The 21,254-nt window shown below is 71.0% G+C and carries 16 protein-coding genes and 1 rRNA gene; 4 read left to right on the top strand and 13 right to left on the bottom strand.

What is annotated here, in order from left to right; translation table 11 throughout:
• Positions 1-285: 285 nt before the first annotated feature.
• The 11 genes from ACJ6WD_RS31805 to ACJ6WD_RS31755 form a co-directional block, all read right to left on the bottom strand.
• The gene (locus ACJ6WD_RS31805) at positions 286-1,521 is read right to left on the bottom strand and encodes an arginine deiminase (RefSeq protein WP_233657777.1); all 1,236 of its coding nucleotides are present in this window, start codon (positions 1,519-1,521) and stop codon (positions 286-288) included.
• A 272-nt stretch (positions 1,522-1,793) separates the two neighbouring features.
• Positions 1,794-4,577, bottom strand: coding sequence for a polynucleotide kinase-phosphatase (locus ACJ6WD_RS31800; protein WP_407617051.1), 2,784 nt, complete (start codon positions 4,575-4,577; stop codon positions 1,794-1,796).
• Entirely contained in the window at positions 4,574-6,154 is a 1,581-nt protein-coding gene (locus tag ACJ6WD_RS31795) for a 3' terminal RNA ribose 2'-O-methyltransferase Hen1 (RefSeq protein ID WP_407617050.1), read from the bottom strand. Before ACJ6WD_RS31795 ends, ACJ6WD_RS31800 begins: the two co-directional genes overlap by 4 nt.
• 301 nt (positions 6,155-6,455) lie before the next feature.
• Positions 6,456-7,379 (bottom strand): LLM class F420-dependent oxidoreductase, encoded by a 924-nt coding sequence (locus tag ACJ6WD_RS31790; protein ID WP_233657774.1) that lies wholly within the window; start codon positions 7,377-7,379, stop codon positions 6,456-6,458.
• 1,014 nt (positions 7,380-8,393) lie between these two features.
• Positions 8,394-8,849, bottom strand: a complete 456-nt coding sequence (locus tag ACJ6WD_RS31785) for a DUF6099 family protein (protein WP_233657937.1) — start codon at positions 8,847-8,849, stop codon at positions 8,394-8,396.
• A gap of 513 nt (positions 8,850-9,362) precedes the next feature.
• Positions 9,363-9,719 carry a nucleotide pyrophosphohydrolase gene (locus ACJ6WD_RS31780; RefSeq protein ID WP_016577351.1) on the bottom strand — a complete coding sequence of 119 codons (357 nt, stop codon included), beginning with the start codon at positions 9,717-9,719 and terminating at the stop codon, positions 9,363-9,365.
• Positions 9,716-11,155, bottom strand: a complete 1,440-nt coding sequence (locus ACJ6WD_RS31775; RefSeq protein WP_407617049.1) for a biotin transporter BioY — start codon at positions 11,153-11,155, stop codon at positions 9,716-9,718. The genes ACJ6WD_RS31780 and ACJ6WD_RS31775 overlap by 4 nt, the downstream gene beginning before the upstream one ends.
• A gap of 55 nt (positions 11,156-11,210) precedes the next feature.
• Positions 11,211-11,600, bottom strand: a complete 390-nt coding sequence (locus tag ACJ6WD_RS31770; protein ID WP_016576406.1) for a cell division protein SepF — start codon at positions 11,598-11,600, stop codon at positions 11,211-11,213.
• A 900-nt stretch (positions 11,601-12,500) separates the two neighbouring features.
• Positions 12,501-13,364, bottom strand: coding sequence for an ABC transporter permease (locus ACJ6WD_RS31765; protein WP_407617048.1), 864 nt, complete (start codon positions 13,362-13,364; stop codon positions 12,501-12,503).
• Positions 13,324-14,346, bottom strand: coding sequence for an ATP-binding cassette domain-containing protein (locus ACJ6WD_RS31760; RefSeq protein WP_407617047.1), 1,023 nt, complete (start codon positions 14,344-14,346; stop codon positions 13,324-13,326). The genes ACJ6WD_RS31765 and ACJ6WD_RS31760 overlap by 41 nt, the downstream gene beginning before the upstream one ends.
• The gene (locus ACJ6WD_RS31755) at positions 14,343-14,798 is read right to left on the bottom strand and encodes a MarR family winged helix-turn-helix transcriptional regulator (protein ID WP_376557599.1); all 456 of its coding nucleotides are present in this window, start codon (positions 14,796-14,798) and stop codon (positions 14,343-14,345) included. Before ACJ6WD_RS31755 ends, ACJ6WD_RS31760 begins: the two co-directional genes overlap by 4 nt.
• A 188-nt stretch (positions 14,799-14,986) precedes the next feature.
• Here ACJ6WD_RS31755 and ACJ6WD_RS31750 point away from each other — a divergent pair, with 188 nt between their 5' ends.
• From ACJ6WD_RS31750 to ACJ6WD_RS31735, 4 genes are all read left to right on the top strand, one after another.
• Positions 14,987-15,520, top strand: coding sequence for a hypothetical protein (locus tag ACJ6WD_RS31750; RefSeq protein ID WP_331250107.1), 534 nt, complete (start codon positions 14,987-14,989; stop codon positions 15,518-15,520).
• A gap of 589 nt (positions 15,521-16,109) precedes the next feature.
• Positions 16,110-17,321, top strand: coding sequence for a cytochrome P450 (locus tag ACJ6WD_RS31745; protein WP_233657769.1), 1,212 nt, complete (start codon positions 16,110-16,112; stop codon positions 17,319-17,321).
• A 261-nt stretch (positions 17,322-17,582) separates the two neighbouring features.
• Positions 17,583-18,635, top strand: coding sequence for a type III polyketide synthase (locus tag ACJ6WD_RS31740; protein ID WP_233657768.1), 1,053 nt, complete (start codon positions 17,583-17,585; stop codon positions 18,633-18,635).
• A gap of 229 nt (positions 18,636-18,864) precedes the next feature.
• Positions 18,865-20,337 carry a DHA2 family efflux MFS transporter permease subunit gene (locus ACJ6WD_RS31735; protein ID WP_407617046.1) on the top strand — a complete coding sequence of 491 codons (1,473 nt, stop codon included), beginning with the start codon at positions 18,865-18,867 and terminating at the stop codon, positions 20,335-20,337.
• 34 nt (positions 20,338-20,371) lie between these two features.
• Here ACJ6WD_RS31735 and ACJ6WD_RS31730 read toward each other — a convergent pair whose 3' ends face one another.
• A complete protein-coding gene (locus ACJ6WD_RS31730; protein ID WP_233657766.1) occupies positions 20,372-21,040 on the bottom strand; it encodes a TetR/AcrR family transcriptional regulator in 669 nt (222 codons plus the stop codon).
• Between the two features lie 138 nt (positions 21,041-21,178).
• A 5S ribosomal RNA gene (gene rrf, locus ACJ6WD_RS31725) occupies positions 21,179-21,254 on the bottom strand; the annotation flags it as partial.

Genomic DNA, 21,254 nt, shown 5'->3' with positions numbered 1-21,254 from the left:
GCCCGGTGGGCGGATCGGACCCGCGGCGGGCTCGATCCCGCGCGGACTCTGGAAGTCTATACGAGCATCCGTATCTCTATACGATGCTGCCCCCGGGAGCGCGTGCCAATCCCGTACGCCCCGGCGCACGGGAGGCGCACCGGGGCCCGCCCCCACCGTGGCACGGGGCCCGCGTCACCCCGTGCCGGGGCGGGGCCGGCCGACCCGCACGGCCCGCCCCGCCCCGCCCCACCCCACACCCGCGTCGCGCGTCCTGGGTCCCGCGTCCTGGGTCCTGCGTCCCGGTCAGCCCAGGCCCGGCACGGCGTCCCGCGTCACCGGACAGCTCATGCAGCGCGGTCCGCCGCGGCCCCGGCCCAGTTCGCTGCCGGGGATCGTGATCACCTCGATGCCGCGCTTGCGCAGGAAGGTGTTGGTGGTGACGTTGCGCTCGTAGGCGACCACCACGCCCGGCTCCACCGCCAGGACGTTGCAGCCGTCGTCCCACTGCTCGCGCTCGGCCGCGTGGACGTCCTGGGTCGCGGTGAGCACCCGGATGTCGGCCAGCCCCAGGGAGGCCGCTATGGCGCGGTGCATGTGCTCCGGCGGATGGTCGGTGACCTTGAGGTCCTGGGCGCCCGCCCCCGGTTCGATGGTGTACGAGCGGAGCATGCCCAGCCCGGCGTACTGGGTGAAGGTGTCCCCGTCGACCATCGTCATGACCGTGTCCAGGTGCATGAACGCCCGCCGCTTGGGCATGTCCAGCGCCACGATCGTCTGGGCGGAACCCGCGGCGAACAGCCCGCGCGCCAGGAGTTCCACCGCCTGCGGAGTGGTCCGCTCGCTCATGCCGATCAGCACCGCGCCGTTGCCCAGCACCAGGACGTCGCCGCCCTCGATCGTCGAGGGGTAGTCCGCCTGGCCCTCGGACCAGACGTGGAACGGCGCGTCGCGGAAGAGCGGGTGGTGGTGGTAGATGGCCTCGTAGTGCACGGTCTCGCGCTGCCGGGCGGGCCAGCGCATCGAGTTGATCGACACCCCGTCGTAGATCCAGGCGGAGGTGTCGCGGGTGAAGAGGTGGTTGGGCAGCGGCCCCAACAGGAAGTCGTCGAGGTCCATCACGTGGAAGCGGACCGAGGTGGGTTCGGGGTGGCGTTCCAGGAACTCGCGCTTGGTCATCCCGCCGACCAGCGCCTCGACGAGTTCGGGCACCGGCAGTTGTTCGAACGCCGCCCGCAAGTGGTCGGTCGCCAGCGGCCCGTACTCCTTCTCGTCGAAGACCCGGTCCAGGACCAGCGTCCGCGCTTCGGGGATCTGCAGGCTCTCGGCCAGCAGATCCCCGAAGAGGTGGACCTCGACGCCCCGGTCGCGGAGCACGTCGGCGAACCCGTCGTGCTCCGCCCGGGCCCGGCGCACCCACAGCACGTCGTCGAAGAGCAGGGTGTCCTTGTTGGACGGGGTGAGCCGCTTCAGTTCCAGATCGGGGCGGTGCAGGATCACCCGGCGCAGCCGGCCGGCCTCTGAGTCGACATGGAATCCCATCTCCCCATCTTGTCCGCTCCGGGCGCACGACGTCGGCAGTCGCGCCATGTCGGGAGGCGCCGGGTGACGGCGGCGGAGGGACGGCGGCGGAGGGGGACGACCGGGGCGGGCCCGCGTCGCGGCCGGTCGGCAGATCGCCGGCCTGGGGACGGCCACCGCCCTGCGCCGCCGCTTCACCCGGGCGACGGGCGGGCCCCCGGTCGACTACCGGCGGACGCAGCGGGCGCCTCGGGTGGCCCGAACCACCCGAGCGCCGCCCGGGGCGCGGCCCGTCACAGCCGCGGGTCGACCGGCTCCGACTCCAGCGCGAGCACCGCGAAGACCGCTTCGTGGACCCGCCAGAGCGGTTCCCCGTCCGCCAGCCGGTCGAGCGCCTCCAGGCCCAGTGCGTACTCGCGCAGGGCCAGCGAGCGCTTGTGCCCCAAGTGCCGGGCGCGCAGGCGCCGCAGGTTCTCCGGGCGGGTGTACTCCGGACCGTAGACGATCCGCAGGTACTCCCGCCCGCGGCACTTGACGCCCGGCTGCACGAGCCGCCCGTCCGGCTGCCGGACCAGCGCGCCGACCGGCTTGACCACCATGCCCTCACCGCCGCCGGCGGTCAGGTCCAGCCACCACGCGACGCCGGCCGCGACCGACTCCTCGTCCTCCGTGTCGACGACCAACCGCCGGGTCGGCGCGAGCAGTCCCGTGCGGTCGGCGGCGGGCCCCCCGGCCTCCGGTGCGGCGTCGCCGGCCTCCTGCAACAGCGCCCGTTCGGCCGTCATGAGCCGGTCGATCAGGGCCAGTTGCCCGGTGTGCGGTACGGCCGCCAGGCTGCGGCCCTCCACGGCGAGCAGGTGGAACGGGGCGAGCCGGATGCCGGCCAGCCCGCCGGGCCCGGCAGTGCCCGCGCCCGACGCCGCCTCCCCGACCCGCCAGCAGTACCGCCGGTAGGCGTCGGTGAACGCCGCGGCGTCGGCGGCCCGCCCGCGCTGGCGGTCGAGCAGCGACGCCACGTCGACCCCGCGGGCGGCCGCCGCCTCCAACGCGCCGAGCGCCTCCGGGAACACCGCCCCGGCCGCCGCGCCGACCGCCGCGTACCGCGTCCGCAACAGCCCCGTCGCCTTGAGGGACCAGGGCATCAACTCGGCGTCCAGGAGCAGCCACGAGGTGTCCAGCTCCGCCCACAGTCCGGCCCGCTCCACGCAGTCCCGGACCCGGCCGAGCAGCCGCTCCGTTCGCGCGCGGTCGTCGAAGAACGGTCGGCCGGTGCGGGTGTAGACGGCGCCCGACACCCCTTCCGACGCGCCCGACACGCCGAACCGCTCGCGGGCAACCGCCGCGGAGCGGCAGACCAGCACCACCGCCCGCGACCCCATGTGCTTCTCCTCGCACACCACCTCGCGCACGCCCGCCGCGCGGTACTCGGCGAACGCCTCCCGCGGGTGCTCCAAGAAGCCCTCGCCCCGGGCGTCCGCCTCGTCGGACGGCTCGGCGGTCGCGCAGGGCGCCATGGTCGGCGGGAGGTACGGCAGCAGCCGCGGATCCAGCGCGAAGCGGCTCATCACCTCCAGTGCCGCCGCGGCGTTCTCCTCCCTGACCGCGAGCCGGCCCATGTGGCGGGTCTCGACCGTCCGCCGGCCGGCGACGTCCCCGAGGTCCAGCGGGCGGCCGTCCGCCCCGCCCGGCGCCTCGGCCGCCAACGGCTTGGTGGGCTCGTACCAGACCCGCTCGGCCGGCACGTCGACCAGTTCGCGCTCCGGCCAGCGCAGCGCGGTCAGCTTCCCGCCGAAGGTGCAGCCGGTGTCCAGGCAGAGGGTGTTGTTGAGCCAGCCGGCGCGCGGGGTGGGCGTGTGCCCGTAGACGACGGCGGCGCGACCGCGGTACTCCTCCGCCCACGGGTAGCGCACGGGCAGCCCGAACTCGTCGGTCTCGCCCGTGGTGTCGCCGTACAGCGCGAAGGAACGCACCCGGCCCGACGTGCGGCCGTGGTACTTCTCCGGCAGTCCGGCGTGGCACACCACCAGTGCGCCGCCGTCGAGGACGTAGTGGCTGACCATCCCCTTGATGAACGTCGCGACCCCGGCGCGGAACGCCTCGTCCTCCTTCGCCAACTGCTCGACGGTTTCGGCCAGGCCGTGGGTGTGCTGCACCGTGCGGCCGTCGAGGTGCCGGCCGAGCTTGTTCTCGTGGTTCCCGGACACGCACAGGGCGTGGCCGGACGCCACCATGCCCATCACCAGGCGCAGCACGCCCGGGCTGTCCGGCCCCCGGTCGACGAGGTCGCCGACGAAGACCGCCGTGCGGCCCTCGGGGTGCACCGCGTCCACGGCCCGCCCCTCGGCGTCCCTGGCGAGCGCGTAGCCGAGCCGGTCGAGCAGGGTCTCCAGCTCCGCGCGGCACCCGTGGACGTCACCGACGACGTCGAACGGCCCCGTCAGGTGTCGCAGGTCGTTGAACCGCCGCTCCCGGACGACCTCGACGTCCTCGACCTCCCGCGCGCCGCGCAGGACGTGCACCGTGCGGAACCCCTCGCGCTCCAACGTGCCCACCGAACGGCGCAGTTCGCGCTGGTGGCGCTGGATGACGCGGCGCGGCAGCCCGGCCCGGTCGGCGCGCGCCGCGTTCCGCTCCGCGCAGACGTGTTCGGGCACGTCCAGCACGATCGCGACCGGCAGCACGTCGTGCTCGCGGGCCAGCCGCACCAGCTGGGCGCGCGACTCGGCCTGCACGTTGGTGGCGTCCACCACCGTCAACCGGCCGGCCGCGAGCCGCTTGCCGACGATGAAGTGCAGCACCTCGAACGCGTCGCCGCTGGCGGACTGGTCGTTGTCGTCGTCGCTGACCAGCCCCCGGCAGAAGTCCGACGAGATCACCTCGGTGGGCTTGAAGTGCCGGGCGGCGAAGGTCGACTTGCCGGAGCCGGTCGCGCCGATGAGCACCACCAGCGACAGATCGGGCACGCCGAGCGTCCGAGGGGCCGGCCCCGGCACCGGGCCCGGCGCACCGGACTCCGCCCCCGCGGCCGGCACCTCGGCCCCCGGCTGCGACCCTGACGTGCGGTTCCCGTCCGTCATGCCGCCGCCTCCTTCCCGCCGACCGGCCCGCCACCGGCGCGGCTCGCCTCCGCCGCGCCCTCCACGCGCTCTGCCCCGCTCCTTTCCCTGCCGCCTCTGGCGCCCTTCGTTCCGTGCTTGCCGCCCCCACGGGCGGATCCGTCCTCGCGGCTGAAGCACGCCAGTTGGGTGGGTGCCCCGACCTCCGGGTCCTCCGGCCCCACCGGGCCGAACGTCACCGCGTAGCCGTGCCGCGCGCCGATGTCCTCCGCCCAGCGCCGGAACTCCTCCCGCGTCCACTCGAACCGGTGGTCCGGGTGCCGCACCCGCCCTGCGGGCAACGACTCCCAGCGCACGTTGTACTCGACGTTGGGCGTGGTCACGACGACCGTCCGGGGCCGGGCGGCACCGAACACCGCGTACTCCAGCGCCGACAACCGCTCCGGCTCCACGTGCTCCACGACCTCGCTGAGCACCGCCGCGTCGAAGCCCTTGAGCCGCCCGTCGACATACGCCAACGAGCCCTGGAGCAGCCGCACGCGCTGCACCTGCCGCTCGGACATCCGCTCCAGGTGGAGCCGGCGCCGGGCCTCCTGGAGCGCCCGCATCGAGACGTCCATCCCGACGACCTCGGTGAACTGCGCCTCCTTGAGGAGCGCACCGATCAACTGCCCCTGTCCACACCCCAGATCGAGGACCCGGGCCGCGCCGGTCGAGCGCAGCACGCCGAGGATCGCGTCCCGCCGCCGCACGGCGAGCGGCACGGGCCGCTCCTCGGTGTCGGCCGCCTCGTCCACCGCGTTGTCGATCTCCTCGACCGCCGCGTCGTCGGTCTGGGCCAGCCGCTCCAGCTCCAGCCGCGCCATCGCCTCACGGGCCAACGCCCCGCGGCGGGCCAGATACCGGCCGACGATCAGCCGCTGCTCCGGATGGCCCTCCAGCCATCCCTCGCCGGCCCGCAGCAACTTGTCGACCTCGTCGGGCGCCACCCAGTAGTGCTTGGCGTCGTCCAGGACCGGCAGCAGCACGTACAGGTGCCGCAGCGCGGCGGCCAGGTCGCACGCGCCCTCCAGGACCAGCCGCACATAGCGCGAGTCGCCCCACTCGGGGAAGGTCTCGTCCAACGGCAGCGGCTCGGCCCGCACCGACCAGCCCAACGGCCGGAACAGCTTCTCCACCAGCGCGCCACCGCCGCGGGCGGGCAGCACCGGCACCTCGATGCGCAACGGCAGCGGCCGCCCGACCAGTTCCGGACGGGCCGCGCACTGCCCCTTCATCGCGCTGGCGAAGACGCTCCGCAACGCGACCGCCAACAGCGACGACGCCGCGTAGGGCCGGTCGTTCACGTACCGCGCCAGCGCCGCGTCCGGGGCGCCGCCACGGCCCTTCCCGCTCCCCCGGCGTACCAGGGCCACGGGATCGACCTCCAACAGCAGTGCGGCGGTGCACCGTTCCGCGTGCGCCTCCGGGTAGAGGACGTGCGCGGTGCCGTACGAGGTCGAGAACCGTTGCGCCTTGTCGGGATGCTTGTGCAACAAGAACCCGAGGTCGGTCGCGGGACGGTCGGTGGTACCCGTGGTCGTGATGGTCAGAAACACACGATGAGTATCGGTGTGTACGGTGTCTCACCCCCACCCATTTTTCGCGCGCCGCGGCCAGGCAACGGGCGGCGGGAGCGGGCAGCAGGCAGCAGGCAGCAGGCAGCAGGCAGCAGGCAGTCTCACACTCCGGGCCGCCGCGACCCGCCGCACTCCGGATCGCGCCGTCCCGACCGTGACGTCCCCAACCGTGACGTCCCCGCCCGTGACGTGCTCGCCCCGGGCGGGGACGGACCCGGCGCGTGCCCGAGGACGCGACCGTCGGCCGCCCGGCCCGCCCCCGCGCACGCCGCCCCCGGTCTCAGCCCAGCTGCGACTGGACCTGCGCGGAGATCAGTTCCAGGTGGTCCAGGTCCGCCAGGTCCAGGATCTGCAGATAGGCCCGGGACGAGCCGAGGGCGGCGTACCGGCCGAGCTTGTCCACGACCTCCGCGGGCGAGCCGGCCAGTCCGTTGGCCTTGAGCTCGTGCACCTCGCGCCCGATGGCCGCGGCCCGCCGCGCCACCTCGGCGTCGTCCTTGCCGACGCAGACGACCAGGGCGTTGGAGTACACCAGGTCGTCGCCCTTGCGCCCGGCGGCCTCGGCGGCCGCCCGCACCCGCCCGAACTGTCGCTCGCTGTCCTCCAGCGAGGCGAAGGGCATGTTGAACTCGTCCGCGTACTGCGCCGCCAGCCGCGGCGTGCGGGTCGCACCGTGACCGCCGATCAGCACCGGCACCTTGGCCTGCGCGGGCTTGGGCAGCGCGGGCGACTTCTCCAGCTGGTAATGGCGCCCTTCGTAGGAGAACTCCGCACCCGCTTCCGTGCCCCACAGACCGGTGATGATCGCGAGCTGCTCCTCCAGCCGCGCGAACTTCTCCTTCGGGAACGGGATGCCGTACGCCTTGTGCTCCTCCTCGAACCACCCGGCGCCCAGCCCGAGTTCGACCCGTCCACCGGACATCTGGTCGACCTGCGCGACCTGGATGGCCAGCACGCCCGGCAGCCGGAAGGTGCCGGCCGTCATCAACGTGCCCAGCCGGATCCGCTTGGTCTCGCGGGCCAGACCGGCCAGCGTGATCCACGCGTCCGTCGGCCCGGGCAGCCCGTCGGAGTTCCCCATCCGGAGGTAGTGGTCGGAACGGAAGAAGGCGTCGAACCCGAGGTCCTCGGTGGCCTTGGCGACCGTCAGAAGAGTGTCGTAGGAAGCCCCCTGCTGGGGCTCGGTGAAGATGCGTAGGTCCATACCTCCATCCTGCACGGCGCCCACCGGACAATCACCCGAGCCCCTCACCATCCCCAGCAAGTCCATCCTGCTGCGCGGCGGGCGAGTGGGCGGACCGACGGGCCGGGGCGGTTTACACGGGCGAGAGGCATGCGCGGCGAGGGGTGTGTGTGACGAGGAGCGTGTGTGACGAGCGGCGCGTGACGAGGAGCGTGTGTGACGAGCGGCGCGTGACGAGGAGCGTGTGTGACGAGCGGTGTGCATGGTGCTTGAGAAGGCCATCCGGCCGGGCAAGCCCCTTTCCCCTTCCCGGTGGAGCACGCAGGGCCTGCGAAACACATCGCTCACTCCTCCCCAGACATCTCCACGGTCTCCACCGGATCGGCATGCAACAGCTCACGATGCATCACCTTGGGTGTGTCACCTTGCGTGCCGCACCTTGCGATACATCAGCTCGGAAGGCACCAGCACCGTGCATGTCGTGTTTGCCACGCAGCGGCCCTTGCCCCTGAACTGAACCCGACGAACGCACGTGGTCACCGCACCAGCCACGCGAGCCGGACGACCACCGCCCCCCTGGAGCCCCCCGAAGCCCCCCGAACCCCAAAGAGGCAAGTGCACAGGCGGCAGAAGCCGGAAGAGGGAACGACGAGAGGAAGGCCACCCCCAGACGGAAACAAGCAGGACGGGAAACAGGACGGGAAAACGGAAGAGGAAGGCAGGGCAGGGGCAGAGAGAGGGACGAGGAGGGAACGGGCGAGCGGGCGACAGGAGGAAGAAGACGGAACAGAGGCCGGAGGCCGGAACGGAGGCCGGAACGGAGGCCGGAGGCCGGAAGGAGACCGCGGAAGAAAAAGGGGCGAAGCGCCAGCAGCAAAAGGCCAGCGAGAGCGCGAAAGACCAGGGCCGCGGGCAGCCAGGGCGCGGAAGACGTGACTCGCCCCAGGCGTGCCGGTAGAGGTGCTCAGTCGGCTGGGTTGCCAGCCTGGCCGACCGTGGCGGCAGAGGGCAGGTCGAGGGACGGCCCGCCCGCTGTCAGGCAAGGTGCCGGTCGCGTACCTCCAGCTTCTCCAGTATTCCGGCGACGTGGTCCCTCGATTCGTCGGCGGTGTCCATGGCTTCGACGCAGGTCCAGTACATCCCCTCCTCCTCCGCCGAGATCACCACCCCCACCAGCGCCTCGCACACCTCTCGCAGCAGTTGGCACAGGCCGATTAAAGCCGCCTTGACGTCGCGTATCTCGGTCAACTGGGTCGCCCGCAGCCCGCCGTTGGTCGTTGCCGAGCACAGCAGTCCCCCGCTGAACCGCCCGCCCGCGTCGCCCAACCCTCGGGCTCTGGACCGCACTTCGTACGGACCGAATATCGCGAGATGGCTGCCTATCGCCTCCGCCAAGGCTTGCGCCTGCCACGCCTCGACGACCACGTCATGCACCGTGTTCGCCTGAGCCAGCCCGCGCCGACTGGCCGCGATGATCCGCACCCCGTCCATCCGTGTCCCTCCTTCCTTCGTCATGCGCATCGCCCCGCCCTCCTTCCACTACCCAGAGTGAGGCCCAACAGCCAAAAAGGCCAGAGGAATTCGCAAATCTGTGGACAACCAAGGCGCTGTGGAAAGATCCGTGACTCCATAGAGTGACGAGAGGCGGATTTGAGGCGGTCTCAGCGGCACTTCCGACCGTCGAGACTCCCCCGCACGCCACTCTGATGCCACCAACCCCCCAGCATGACGGCGACCACACGCACCGCTCAACGCCCTTTCAGCACACCTGCCCCGACCACCCCAACGCTTCGTGCGAGACACGTCCCTCGCGGCGCGCATCACCGTCCGGCGGCGGGAACGGCTGCCCGGACGGCGCCACGGCACCGGCGTACGGGCCGGAGCGTGGTCCACGGCGCGAGCCGGCCCGCAACCGGCGTGGAAAAGCCGGAGGGGTAGCGGCCCCGCCACTACCCCTCCGGCCTCAGGCCGTCCCGCGAAGCCCGCGGTCCGTCCGCCCGACGGTCACTCGCCGCCCCGCGGCCGGTCCGGCGGCGCCTGCCGAACCGCCGGGAAGCGCGACTCGTTCCGTTCGATCTTCGCCGCAAGCGCGGTCAGCGGGTCGATGCCCAGCGCCTGGCAGAACTGGAGCAGGTACGCCAGGACGTCCGCGACCTCGTCCTCCACCCGGCCGGCCGCCTTCGGGTCGGCCATGATCTTGGCCGACTCCTCCGGCGTCAACCACTGGAAGATCTCGACCAGTTCCGCGGCCTCCACGCTGAGCGCCGCGGCCAGGTTCTTGGGGGTGTGGTACTGCTGCCAATCCCGGGCGGCCGCGAAGTCGGCCAGGCGTCGCTGCAGGGCATGAAGGTCCTCACTCATACCCCTAGGTGTAGCACCTGCACGTCGGGCAGCCCCTCGGCGACCGTCGGGTCCCGCACCGTGCCCAGCAGCCGGACGTGTCCGCGCTCGGCCATCCGCACGGCCAGCGACACCAGCTCCCGCGCCTGACGCCGGTCCATGCAGCGGTCCATGCCGTCCGCCATCACCGTCATCTGCTGCAGTGCCGACGGAATCTCCCCGGCCGGATCCATCGCCAACACCCCAGGACCGGTGAGGAGCACCAGCGCCAGCCCGAGGAACCGCAGCTCTCCGTCGCCGAGCTGCTCGACGGGCATCTCTCCCAGGTCACCGCGGTCGAGCACCGTCCGGACGCCCCCTAGATCCGGCAGCCCCTGCCCACCCGTCACCGCAGCCTCGTTGCCTCCACGGGAGGCCGTGGCGTCCGGGGCCATCGCGGCGTCCGGCTGCCGAGGGACCGCCCGCAGCCCGTCGACGGGCCCGGAGCAGGCGTCCCGTACAGCTGCGACGAGGATGGCGTGCCGTCGGGAGCATTCGCGGCTGGTGCGCTCCAACACGGCCGCGAGGTTGTCGCAGGACGACCGCAGCCGCCCCTCGTCCCGCTCTTCGTCGTGGCCCCAACCGCTGGCCTCACTGCCGCTGCGGACGCCCTTGCGGCCGCGCGGCAGCGCCGCCGCCCCGCCGGGACCTACGGTGCCACCACCTTTCCCGGCCCGGCCCGGACGGCCGCCCCGGCCCCCGCCTCGCGCCCCCGTACCGCGGCCCGCGCCTCCCCCGCCGGACGCGCCCGCCACGGCCGGACCGCCTTGCGCGGCGTCCCCAGTCGTCTGCCCCCGCATCGCCTCCGGCCGCGGATCGCACACGAAAGCCGAACGCAGCGCCACCACGACCTGTTCCGCGGCGGCCAGGACGAGGCGCTGGCCCTCCGTCTTGCCCGCGACCCGCAGCGGGAGGAGGGAGGTGGCCAGCCGGTCGTCGGGGAGCGGGGCACGGGTCACCGGCGTCGCGCCGGCCGTGTGCCAGGCCGCCTGGACGGCCGAGCGGGTCGGATCGGTGAGGGCGGTGGTCAGCAACGTCGTGCCGCAGCCGGTCAACCGCTCCCCCACGATGCGGAGTTCGGGTTCGGCCTGAACGGCGAGGTCGAGGTGGACCGGGCCCACCGAGCCGTCGACCGTGCAGCCGATGCGGAAGCCGCGCCGCCCCTGGTCATCGGGGCGGGCGTCGGCCGGCACACAGGCGGAGGCCCCGCCCGCCACCACCCCCACGGCACGTTCCAACGGGTCGCCGCTGCCGAGCCGGGCGAGGATCTCGTAGGCCTGCAGCACACTGGACTTGCCGCTGCCACTGTCGCCGCTGAGCAACGTCAACGGGCCGAGCGGCAGGGTGACGCCACGATGCGTCTTGAAGGCGGACAGTCGTAATTCGATGACTGCCGGACGCGCACTGTCGGTATCCATGCGGGGACGCTATGCAGTCGACCGCCCGGAGAACCGTTACGCCCAACTGCTCTTCCTACGAATGGGGGACGCCGCCCGCCGCCGGCTCGGCGACCTCGGTACCGGCCGGCGCCAGGAGGAACACGTTGGTGTCCACCCGGTGCATGCCGCTTCCCAGCCCGAAGACGACTCCGCTGGCGAAGTCCAGGATGCGCTTGGCGACGTCGGTGTCCGCGCTGCTGAGGTCCAAAAGGACCGGCAACTGCGCCATGAGGTACTCGGCCACTTCCCTCGCGTCCGCGAAGGTCTGGACGCGGATGACGATGAACCGCCGCGTCTCCTCCGTCGGTTCGTCGTCCGGGAGGGCCCGGTGGTCGGGCCAGGAGGGCCATTCGTTGCCGCCGCGTAGCGGTACGACTTCGGCGAGCCCTTCCCACTGCTCGTCGGTGGCATCGGGGCCGTTCACCGAATCACCTCACCCAGAGGAGCGCTGGCTTTCTGCGGTATGTGCATCGCACGATTCTAGAGATAAACCTACAAAGGTCGCCGACTGCGACACACGCGGCGGCGCAGCCCGTCCCATCCTGCCTCATAGCTCTGACCAGTGCTGACACCTGGACAGATCTGCCGGGTCGAGTTTCTGTATGCCTGTTCATCCTCTCTTGTGACGACAGCCGGGCACCCTGCCCACCGGACGACCCACAAGTGCCTGACGTGCACTCACATTTGGGCGTGACAGTCAGCGCTGATCACCCGAGAGCCACTGGCGAAGGCCACCCGCGCGCCCGCCCCACCGCAACCCCGGACGTGGGGTTCGTCACGGAACGACGCCCCACAGGAAATGCCGCCCCAAGCGACACGATCCCGCCCGGCGTACGAACGGCGAGCCGCCGGCACCCCGCCCCGGGACCCAAGTGCGTTGCGACCACGCACCACTGACGGCGGCAGCGGCAGCGGCAGCGGCAGCGGCAGCGGCAGCGGCAGCGGCAGCGGCAGCGGCAGCGGCAGCGGCAGCGGCAGCAGAGAGAAGCAGAGGCAGAGACAGAGACAGGGGCGATGACGGCGCGAGGGACACGCACGTGAGCGCCACCCCACCCCACCGACCCGCCCCCAGGCAGCGCCGGTTCGGCCCCCTCCCCCTCATACGCCGGCACACCGCGCATCCCCATGCGGCACCAGGCGCCCGTACGGCATCGCCCTCGTCGACCCGAGCAGGGTTTTCCACAGGCCGAACGCAGCACCGGCGAAGCCTCGTACGGTAGCTGCATGAACACGAAACGTTGCAGTCGCGAGCGGGGCCCGACGCGCCCGATCCTGTCGAGCGGGAGGCGTGCAGGTCGACGTCTGGGATGTGGCGACCGCGGGGTCAGCGAGCCAACCGCCCGAGCAGCGAAGAGGCCACGGCGATACCGGCGACCGCCGCACCGGCAAGGACGGCGAAGTCGAGGGCCAGATGGGAGGCGGTGCCCAGCAACAGTCCACGGAGGGCGTCGACCTGATAGCTGAGGGGGTTGATCCTGCTGATGGCCTGGAGCCAACCGGGCATGACGGCCACGGGGTAGAGGGCGTTGGAGGCGAAGAAGAGCGGCATGGTGATGGCCTGGCCGATGCCCATGAGGCGATCGCGGGTCAGCACGATGCCGGCGATCGAAATCGACAGACAGGAGAAGAACGCGGAGCCGAGCACCACCGCGACGGCCACACCCAGCAGACGCAGCGGGTTCCAGGTCATGGCCACGCCGAGAAGCGCTGCGATCACGATCACCACGACGGCCTGGAGCAGTGCCTTGACTCCGGCGGCGAACGCCTTGCCCGCGATCAGGGCGGACCGTGGTGTGGGGGTGACCAGCAGTTTGGTGAGGATCCCGGCATCCCGTTCCCAGATGATCATGATGCCGTAGAAGATCGCGATGAACATGGCGGACTGGGCGATGATGCCGGGTGCCAGATAGTCGATGTAGGGGGTGCCGCCGGTGGGGATGGCCTTGATACGGGTGAAGGTCTCGCCGAAGACCACGAGCCAGAGGGCGGGTTGGACGGCGCGGGTGTAGAGCTCGGTGCGGTCGTGGCGGAGCTTCTGCAACTCCACCACGCACATCGCGGCCACCCTGGCGGGCAGCACCCGCCATCCGGCGCGGGCGCGCGGCGGGACCAGCAGGAGATCCAAGTGGCGGGCGGCGGCGCCGGTCTCAACCGACTCGTGCTGCGGTGCGACGGGTGCTCCGGACATCGCGGAAGCCTCCTGACTGCTCGTCGAGGCCGGTGCCGGCGACGTCCCGGAAGACGTCCTCCAGCGTCGGCTCCGCGGCGGACGAGGACGAGGACGAGAACGAGGGGGAAGAGGAGGGGGCGGGGGTGGGGGCGGGGGTGGAGGAAGGCGACGTGAACGGAGTGGCCGCTGCGCCCGGCCTGCCCCCCGCGCGGGCACGCCGGGCACGCAGGTCCGCACGGAGTTCGGCGGGCGTTCCCAGGGCACGGATCCGGCCTTGGTGCATCAGGGCGACGCGGTCGCAGTACTGCTCGGCCTCGTCCATGTAGTGGGTGGTGACCAGCACGGTCATGCCGGTGGCGGCGCGGACCTCGTTGATGCGCTCCCAGACACTGGTGCGGGCGATCGGGTCGAGGCCGATCGTCGGTTCGTCGAGCATCAGCAGGCGGGGTGCGCTGACCAGCGCCTGGGCGAGTTCGAGGCGTCGGATCATGCCGCCGGAGTAGGTCTTGGCGAGCCGGTCGGCGGCGTCGGTGAGGTTCACGGCGGCCAGCGCCTGGGCGACGCGGGCCGCTCGCTCGCGGCGCGGCACGTCGAAGACCCGGGCGAACAGCGCGACGTTCTCCCGACCGGTCAGTCCGGAGTCGGCGGACAGTTGCTGCGGCACGTAGCCGAGGAGGCGGCGCACGGCCATCCGCTCCCGCGCCGCATCGTGTCCGAAGACCCGGACCATGCCCACGGGAACGGGCAGGAGGGTGGTGATGCAGCGGATGGCGGTGGTCTTGCCGGCGCCGTTCGGACCGAGCAGACCGAAGACTTCGCCGGGGCGGACGGCCAGGTCCACCCCGTCGACGGCTTGGGTCTCGCCGAAGGCGTAGCGGAGGGTGTGGCAGGTGAGGGCGTCGGCGCCCGGGGCCCGGTCCGGCGCGGGAGGCTGCTCGGTGTCCGCGGCCGCTCCGGGGGCGGTCCGTGGAGCCGACCGGCCTGGGTCTTCGCTGGTCATGGTCCCTCCGTCTGCTGGTGCAGGTTGTGGGCGAGCCGGCGCAGCGCCGGAAGGGCGGCCTCCAGTGCGGTCCGGTCGGCCTCGGTGAGGCGGGAGACCTGCTCGCGGACGAGGGCGCTACGGCGGACCTCCCAGTCGTGCAGCCGTGACCGGGCCGCCAGGGTCGGGAAGAGCTGGGCCGAGCGCCGGTCCAGGGGGTCCGTCTGCCGGCGCAGGTAGCCGGCCCGGCTGAGCTGGTTGACGAGGGTGGAGACCGAGTTGCCCGCGAGGTAGAGCTCCTGCGCGGCGGCGGAGACCCGGATGCCGGGCCGGGAGGCGACCAGCCGCAGGAGTTCGACCTGGGCGCCCCGCAGCCGCGGGGCAGGCAGGCCGTGGCGGAGCCGCCGACGGATCAGCCGTTGGATTCCGGCCAGTACGTCGGCCAGCTCATCGGGGAGGTCCCCTGTGGCCATATGTCGACTTTAGCTCTCAGTGAGAGGCACGTCAGCCGATGCTCCGCCGGTCAAGAAAACGCACCGCAAGTCGACGGGGAATGGGGAATGGGGAAAGACCACGATGCGGCAGCCGCCCAGGCACGGGTTGCCACCGCACCCGCAGAACCGGCCAACCGCACCGCGCGCCATGGGTATTGTGGCGCCGCGTGGGCGACAGCACGGTGTGGACTCTGGCAATCGCGGCGTTGACGGGCGGTACGGCGGTACTGGCCAGCTGGGTGACCAGTCGCGGCAGTACGCAGGCAGCCAAGATCCAGGCGGAGACCGCCGCACGGTCGCAGCGCGCGGAGAAGCTGCGGGAGAGCCGGCGCACCGCCTACCTGGACCTGATCGAGCAGGCCCACCAGATCGGCGAACTGTACTGGGAGATCTCCGCGGAGCTACGGGGGCCGGCCTCGGGCACCCGCACCACCAGGCTCGACACGCTGCACGACCGCGAGATCGCGGAGTACGCGAAGATCCGTCGCTGCACGCGGGTCGTGGAACTGGAGGGCCCGCCCTCGGCCGCGGCAGCGGCGCTCGCCCTCCAGAAGGCCACCGGCCCCTTCTACGAAGCGCTACGGAGGGGCATGACCGAGGGCACGGACTGCCGCGAGGAGTTCGACGCCGCGTACAGCCCCTTCTGGAAGGCGCTGGAGACCTTCGTGCAGGCAGCCCGAACGGCACACCAGACGGACTGAGCACAGCCCACGGACCGCACCGCAGGCACCCACCGGATCCCGCATCTGCCCCCTCCCACCCCAGCGCAGGGACCTCATAACCGGCCCGCAACCAGCCACACAGTGCGCCGCCCGAAACCCGGCACCCGCACCCGCACCCGCACCCGCACCCGCACCCGCACCCGCACCCGCACCCGCAGAACCAGACACCCCACCACCCGTCTGACGCCCTCCCCCCTCCTCACCCATTCGGCCCAACGCCCTCCCCGACCGCCAACCCGGTCCGATATCCCCCGCCACACCGCGCAAGCACTGAGTAATAGCAGGTAACGACGGGTGACGGCAGGTAACGCCGAAAGGGGCCGCGTCCGAAAGCCGGACCGACACCGGCGCACAGGCCCGCAGCCCCGGCGCACAGCCGAGGCGGCGTCCGAAGCGGCTACGTACGATATCCGGGATGAAATGGCACCTTTGTGACCGATGAGTGAAGGCAAGCGAAGACAGGCGTGCCTCCCTTACCGCCCCGGCACGCGGGCGGTAATTCGCTCATCGTTCTCGGCAATTCCCCCTCGCATGAAATCGCCCGTCCTTCTCACCCCGGGAGTTCGGAATGGCAAAGGAAGCTGACCCCACCGTCTGGAACTGCCCCTTCGATTACGCCGAGGCGTTGGAGTTTGATCCGACGCTCAGGCGGATCATGACCGAAGAGCCGGTCGCACGCATTCGACTGCCCTACGGCGAGGGCGAGGCGTGGCTGGTCACCAAGTACGACGACGTGCGGACCGTGACGACGGACCGGCGGTTCAGCCGGCACGCCATCGTCGGGCGGGACTTTCCGCGGATGACGCCGGAGCCGATCGTGCAGGACGAGGCGATCAACGTCATGGACCCGCCCGCGAGCAGCCGGCTGCGGAGCCTGGTCGCCAAGGCGTTCGCCCCCAAGCAGGTGGAGCGCATGCGCTCCCGCACGCAGCACGTCGTGGACGAGCTGCTGGACCGGATGGTCGAGAACGGGGCGCCGGGGGACCTGATGGAGAACCTCGCGTCGCCGCTCCCGCTGACGACGATCTGCGAGGTGCTGGACATCCCCGAGGGCGAGCGGGCGCAGTTGCGCGGCTACGCCCGGACGATGATGAACACCAGCCTCGCCAACAAGGACAACGCCATCCGCGCCAAGGCCGACATGCGCGAGTACTTCACGGAGCTCACCGCACGGCGCCGGCGCGATCCCGGGGACGACCTGATCAGCGCGCTGGCCACGGCCCGCGTCGGGGACGAGGTCCTCGACGCGAAGGAACTCACGGTCATGGCCATGGTGCTCCTCATCACCGGCCAGGACACCACGACCTACCAGATCGGCAACCTCTCGTACACGCTGCTGACCCGGCCCAAGGACCTGGCGATGCTGCGGGAGCGGCCCGAGGCCCTGCCGCAGGCGATGGAGGAGATGCTGCGCTTCATCCCCTTCCGCAAGGGGGTCGGCATCCCGCGGGTCGCGCTGGAGGACGTGGAGCTCAGCGGCGTGACGATCCGGGCCGGGGACATCGTGCACGTGTCGTACCTGACGGCGAACCGGGACGGCGAGAAGTTCGAGCGCCCCGACGAACTGGACCTGTCCCGCGAGGCCACCGGCCACATGACCTTCGGCTGGGGCGCCCACCACTGCCTGGGCGCCCCGCTGGCCCTCACGGAGCTCCAGGTCGCGCTCAGCACCCTGCTGCAGCGGTTCCCGGACCTGAAGCTCGCCAAGCCGGCCGAGGAACTCCGCTGGAACACGACCGCGATCTGGCGCTACCCGCTGGCTTTGCCAGTGGTGTGGTGAGGCGCCGGGGCCGCGGTGAATCCGCGGCCCCGGCGGCGGCATGCGGAACTCACTCCGCTGGCGTACGGTCTAGGAATGACCCAGCTGTACGGGGACAGTTCATTCTTCGACGGATGGCCCGCTCGCGTCCTTCCAGGGGTCTGTGTCATCAGGCCGGCGTAATCGCTGAGGATTCCGCCGGCCGACAACGGAAGTGACAACAACGCGAAGTGCAAAGCGAGAACAGCTCTGGGCGGACCACAGTCTGCAAGGAGTGCATCGATGGCCGTTTTGTGCAAACCGGCAATCGCGGTCCCTGAATACATCATCACCAGGGACGACACCCTCGAACTGGCACGAGAGCTGCACGCCGACCACGCACAGCTGAATCTCGTGCTGAGGCTGATCGAGCATACGGGCGTCGTGCGGCGGCATCTGATCCAGCCGATCGACAAGGTGCTGGAGCACCCGGGGTTCGAAGCCCGAAGTGCCATCTACGAAGAGGAGTCCAAGGCCCGCGTCCCTGACGTGGTGCGCAGGGCGCTCGTCCAGGCAGAGGTGGAACCACGCGAGATCGACCTGATCGTCTACGTGTCGTGCACCGGGTTCATGATGCCGGCACTGACCGCGTGGCTCATCAACCACATGGGATTCCGGTCGGACACCCGGCAGATCCCCATCGCCCAACTCGGCTGCGCCGCGGGAGGTGCCGCGATCAACCGCGCGCACGACTTCTGCCGGGCGTACCCGGAAGCCAACGTCCTGCTCGTCGCCTGCGAGTTCTGCTCGCTGTGCTACCAGCCCGAGGACATCGGAGTCGGATCGCTGCTCTCCAACGGCCTGTTCGGGGACGCGGTCGCGGCGGCCGTGATGCGCGGCTCAGGCGGTACCGGCGTCCATCTGGAGCGGAACGCCTCGTACTTGATCCCCCACACCGAGGACTGGATCTCGTACGCGGTGCGATCCACCGGGTTCCACTTCCAGTTGGACAAGCGAGTTCCGGGCACGATGGAACCGCTCGCACCGGCACTCCGCGGCCTCGCGGAGGAAAACCACTGGGACGCGGGGAACTTGGACTTCTACATCGTCCACGCGGGAGGTCCGCGCATCCTCGACGACCTGAGCCGCTTCCTCGGAGTGCCCGACGAAGCGTTCCGGTTCAGCCGGGCGACGCTGACCGAGTACGGCAACATCGCCAGCGCGGTGGTGCTCGACGCCCTGGCCCGCCTGTTCGACGAGGCATCGGCACAGGACGGACAACGCGGCCTGATGGCCGGCTTCGGTCCCGGCATCACCGCGGAGATGTCGCTGGGAACGTGGACGTCGACGACCTGACCTGACCCCGAACCCCAAACAGCCACCCGACGGGCCGTCACCGACGGCCCGTCATTCATGCGCGGACAACAACACCACGACTGAACCCTTCGGTTCATTATCCAGGAACCACCAGTTGCGCCACTCTCACCCAGTTCATTAGATTTAACCACTCAGTTCAGTTCATCCGTCCCCACCTCAGTGCAGTGCGCCCGGACACATCGGGCAGGCACGGACACCGGAGAGACACATGACGCGAGCACGTGGTGATCGTCTGGACTCGAGCCTGTTACGGCTGATCGGGGTGCTCCTGCTGGGCGGGCTCCTCGGCCTGCTCGACAGCACGATCGTGAACGCCGGAATGGCCACGATGGCCCGCCACTTCGACGCCCCCCTCAGCACGGTCAGCTGGATCGCCACCGGCTACCTCCTCGCCGTCGCCATCGCCATCCCCTTCACCGCCTGGGCAATGGAACGGTTCGGCAGCAAGAGGATGTGGCTCATCGGGCTCTCCCTCTTCGTGCTGGGTTCGCTGGCCTCCGGCCTCTCCTGGAACGTCGAGAGCCTGATCGTCTTCCGGGTCGCCCAGGGCTTCGGCGGCGGCATGCTCGACCCGATCATGCTGACCGTACTGGCAACGGCCGCGGGCCCCGCTCTCGCCGGCCGGGTGATGGGCCTGATGGGCATCGTCATCCCGCTCGCGCCCGTCCTCGGCCCCATCCTGGGCGGCGTGATCGTCCAGGGCCTGGACTGGCGTTGGATGTTCCTGATCAACGTGCCGATCGGGCTGGCGGCGATCCTGCTGTCGCTTCGGGTGGTACCAGCCGGCCCGTCGATCCGCACACGCGCAACCTCCCCCCGGCTCGACGTCATCGGACTGGCCCTGCTGGGACCCGCCTTCGCCGTCCTGGCCTTCGCGCTGTCGCAGGCCACCGGAAACGCCGGTTTCGGCGCCCCGCCCGTCCGCACCGCCCTCATCCTGGGGACGCTGCTGCTGATCGCTTACCTGGCGCACGCGGCCCGAGCCGGCGCGCGGGCCCTCATCCGGCTGAGCCTCTTCCGCAGCCGCAGCTTCCTGGCCAGCGTCACGGTCATGGGCCTCACCGGGGTCATGCTCTTCTCCCTGCTGTTCCTGGTGCCGCTCTACCAGCAACGGGTGCGAGGCCACGAAGTGCTGGCCGCCGGAATGCTGTTGACCCCGCTCGGCATCGGCTCGTTCCTGGCCATGCCCGTCGCGGGCAGGATCAGCGACCTCATGGGCGCGCGCCGGCTGGCCCCGCTCGGCGGTCTGCTCGTCGCACTCAGCGCGTTCGCCTACACCCAGGCCGACGCTCGCACCGACGAAGTCCTGCTGGGGCTCGTCGCGTTCGTCACCGGTGTGGGGCTGGGCCTCATCGGCGCCCCACGATGGGCGCGCTGTACCGAACTCTCCCCCAGGATGCCGTCCCCAAGGCACCGCGGCCCTCTACATCATCAACCAGCTCGGCGCCTCACTCGGCGCCGCCGTGGTCGCCCTCATACTCCAAGGCCAGACCAACGCCGGCCGCACCCAGGTGGCCGCCTTCCAAGACGCCTCACGGTGGGTACTCGCCGCGGCCCTCGCCGTTCTGCTCACAGGCTTCTTCCTACCCGGCAAGAAAGCCACCGTAGCCGCCGCCGAAGGAAGCACGGCCCCACGAAACGGCACCAACTACGCCGAGGAATCGAGCAATTGAAAGCTTGAGCCATCACAACGCAAACGCTCCCTCAGCACCCGCTCACCCCTCCCCTTCCCGCACACCGAAAGCACGGGTGAAAGTATCGACGGCGGCCTCGGCAATGGCACGCAACTCGTCGTCGGCAACGACACGGGTGCCGAGGACAGCCCGTCCCTCCGCGGGGCCGGTGAGGAGGGCGACGAACTGCTCGGCGGCTCGGACCGGTTCGGTCAGCCGGAGCCGACCGGCCAGCGCCAGCCGGGCCAACCGATCTGCGAGCGCCTCGGACACCTGGCGGGGGCCATGCCCCCTGACAGTGTCGAAGAGGTCGGGAAAACGCACGATCTCCGCGTAGAGCAGCCGTCGCAGCGCCCACGCATCGTCACTGGAATAACAGAGCAGCAGCCGGTAACCGACGTCGGAAAGCGACGCGGCCAAATCCTCCACCTCGCCCGTGAGGCCGGCAACCACCGCCAAGCTCCTGTCAGTTGACCGCTCGGCAGTCGCAGCCATGGCCTCCTGGAAGAGGTCCTCCTTGCCACCGAAGTGGTTGTAGACCGTCGGCTTGGCCACGCTCGCCGCGTCGGCGATCGCATCGATGCTGGCCCTTCCGTATCCCTCTCGGGCGAACACGAGGAACGCCGCGTCGAGGATGGCCTGTCGTTTGTCGATCCGCCCGCGCGCTGCTCGCCGGGGAACCGAGACCTTTGAGACATTGGCTCCGCTCACCGCGCCAGCCTACTCACGTCCCCAACGAACCGAACCAATCGGTTCACGCCGTTGCAGATGAGTACCTCACGACGTGCGAATGAGCCACAACGCAGAAAAGCCCCGCACCATAAGGTGCGGGGCTTTCCCACAATGAAAGTTCGGCGGCGTCCTACTCTCCCACAGGGTCCCCCCTGCAGTACCATCGGCGCTGAAAGGCTTAGCTTCCGGGTTC

Source organism: Streptomyces sp. VTCC 41912 (assembly GCF_045799175.1).
In the GTDB taxonomy this organism is placed as follows: Bacteria; Actinomycetota; Actinomycetes; order Streptomycetales; family Streptomycetaceae; genus Streptomyces; species Streptomyces albulus_C.
The sequence above is the reverse complement of the archived record's forward strand: the minus strand, read 5'-3'. Positions and strand labels throughout refer to the sequence as shown.

What these genes read in the sequence shown, in the direction of transcription:
- ACJ6WD_RS31805 (WP_233657777.1), bottom strand. Translation starts at nt 1,521, where the DNA reads ATGGGATTCCATGTCGACTCAGAGGCCGGCCGGCTGCGCCGGGTGATC.
- ACJ6WD_RS31800 (WP_407617051.1), bottom strand. Translation starts at nt 4,577, where the DNA reads ATGACGGACGGGAACCGCACGTCAGGGTCGCAGCCGGGGGCCGAGGTG.
- ACJ6WD_RS31790 (WP_233657774.1), bottom strand. Translation starts at nt 7,379, where the DNA reads ATGGACCTACGCATCTTCACCGAGCCCCAGCAGGGGGCTTCCTACGAC.
- ACJ6WD_RS31785 (WP_233657937.1), bottom strand. Translation starts at nt 8,849, where the DNA reads ATGGACGGGGTGCGGATCATCGCGGCCAGTCGGCGCGGGCTGGCTCAG.
- ACJ6WD_RS31780 (WP_016577351.1), bottom strand. Translation starts at nt 9,719, where the DNA reads ATGAGTGAGGACCTTCATGCCCTGCAGCGACGCCTGGCCGACTTCGCG.
- ACJ6WD_RS31775 (WP_407617049.1), bottom strand. Translation starts at nt 11,155, where the DNA reads ATGGATACCGACAGTGCGCGTCCGGCAGTCATCGAATTACGACTGTCC.
- ACJ6WD_RS31765 (WP_407617048.1), bottom strand. Translation starts at nt 13,364, where the DNA reads ATGTCCGGAGCACCCGTCGCACCGCAGCACGAGTCGGTTGAGACCGGC.
- ACJ6WD_RS31760 (WP_407617047.1), bottom strand. Translation starts at nt 14,346, where the DNA reads ATGACCAGCGAAGACCCAGGCCGGTCGGCTCCACGGACCGCCCCCGGA.
- ACJ6WD_RS31755 (WP_376557599.1), bottom strand. Translation starts at nt 14,798, where the DNA reads ATGGCCACAGGGGACCTCCCCGATGAGCTGGCCGACGTACTGGCCGGA.
- ACJ6WD_RS31745 (WP_233657769.1), top strand. Translation starts at nt 16,110, where the DNA reads ATGGCAAAGGAAGCTGACCCCACCGTCTGGAACTGCCCCTTCGATTAC.
- ACJ6WD_RS31740 (WP_233657768.1), top strand. Translation starts at nt 17,583, where the DNA reads ATGGCCGTTTTGTGCAAACCGGCAATCGCGGTCCCTGAATACATCATC.
- ACJ6WD_RS31735 (WP_407617046.1), top strand. Translation starts at nt 18,865, where the DNA reads ATGACGCGAGCACGTGGTGATCGTCTGGACTCGAGCCTGTTACGGCTG.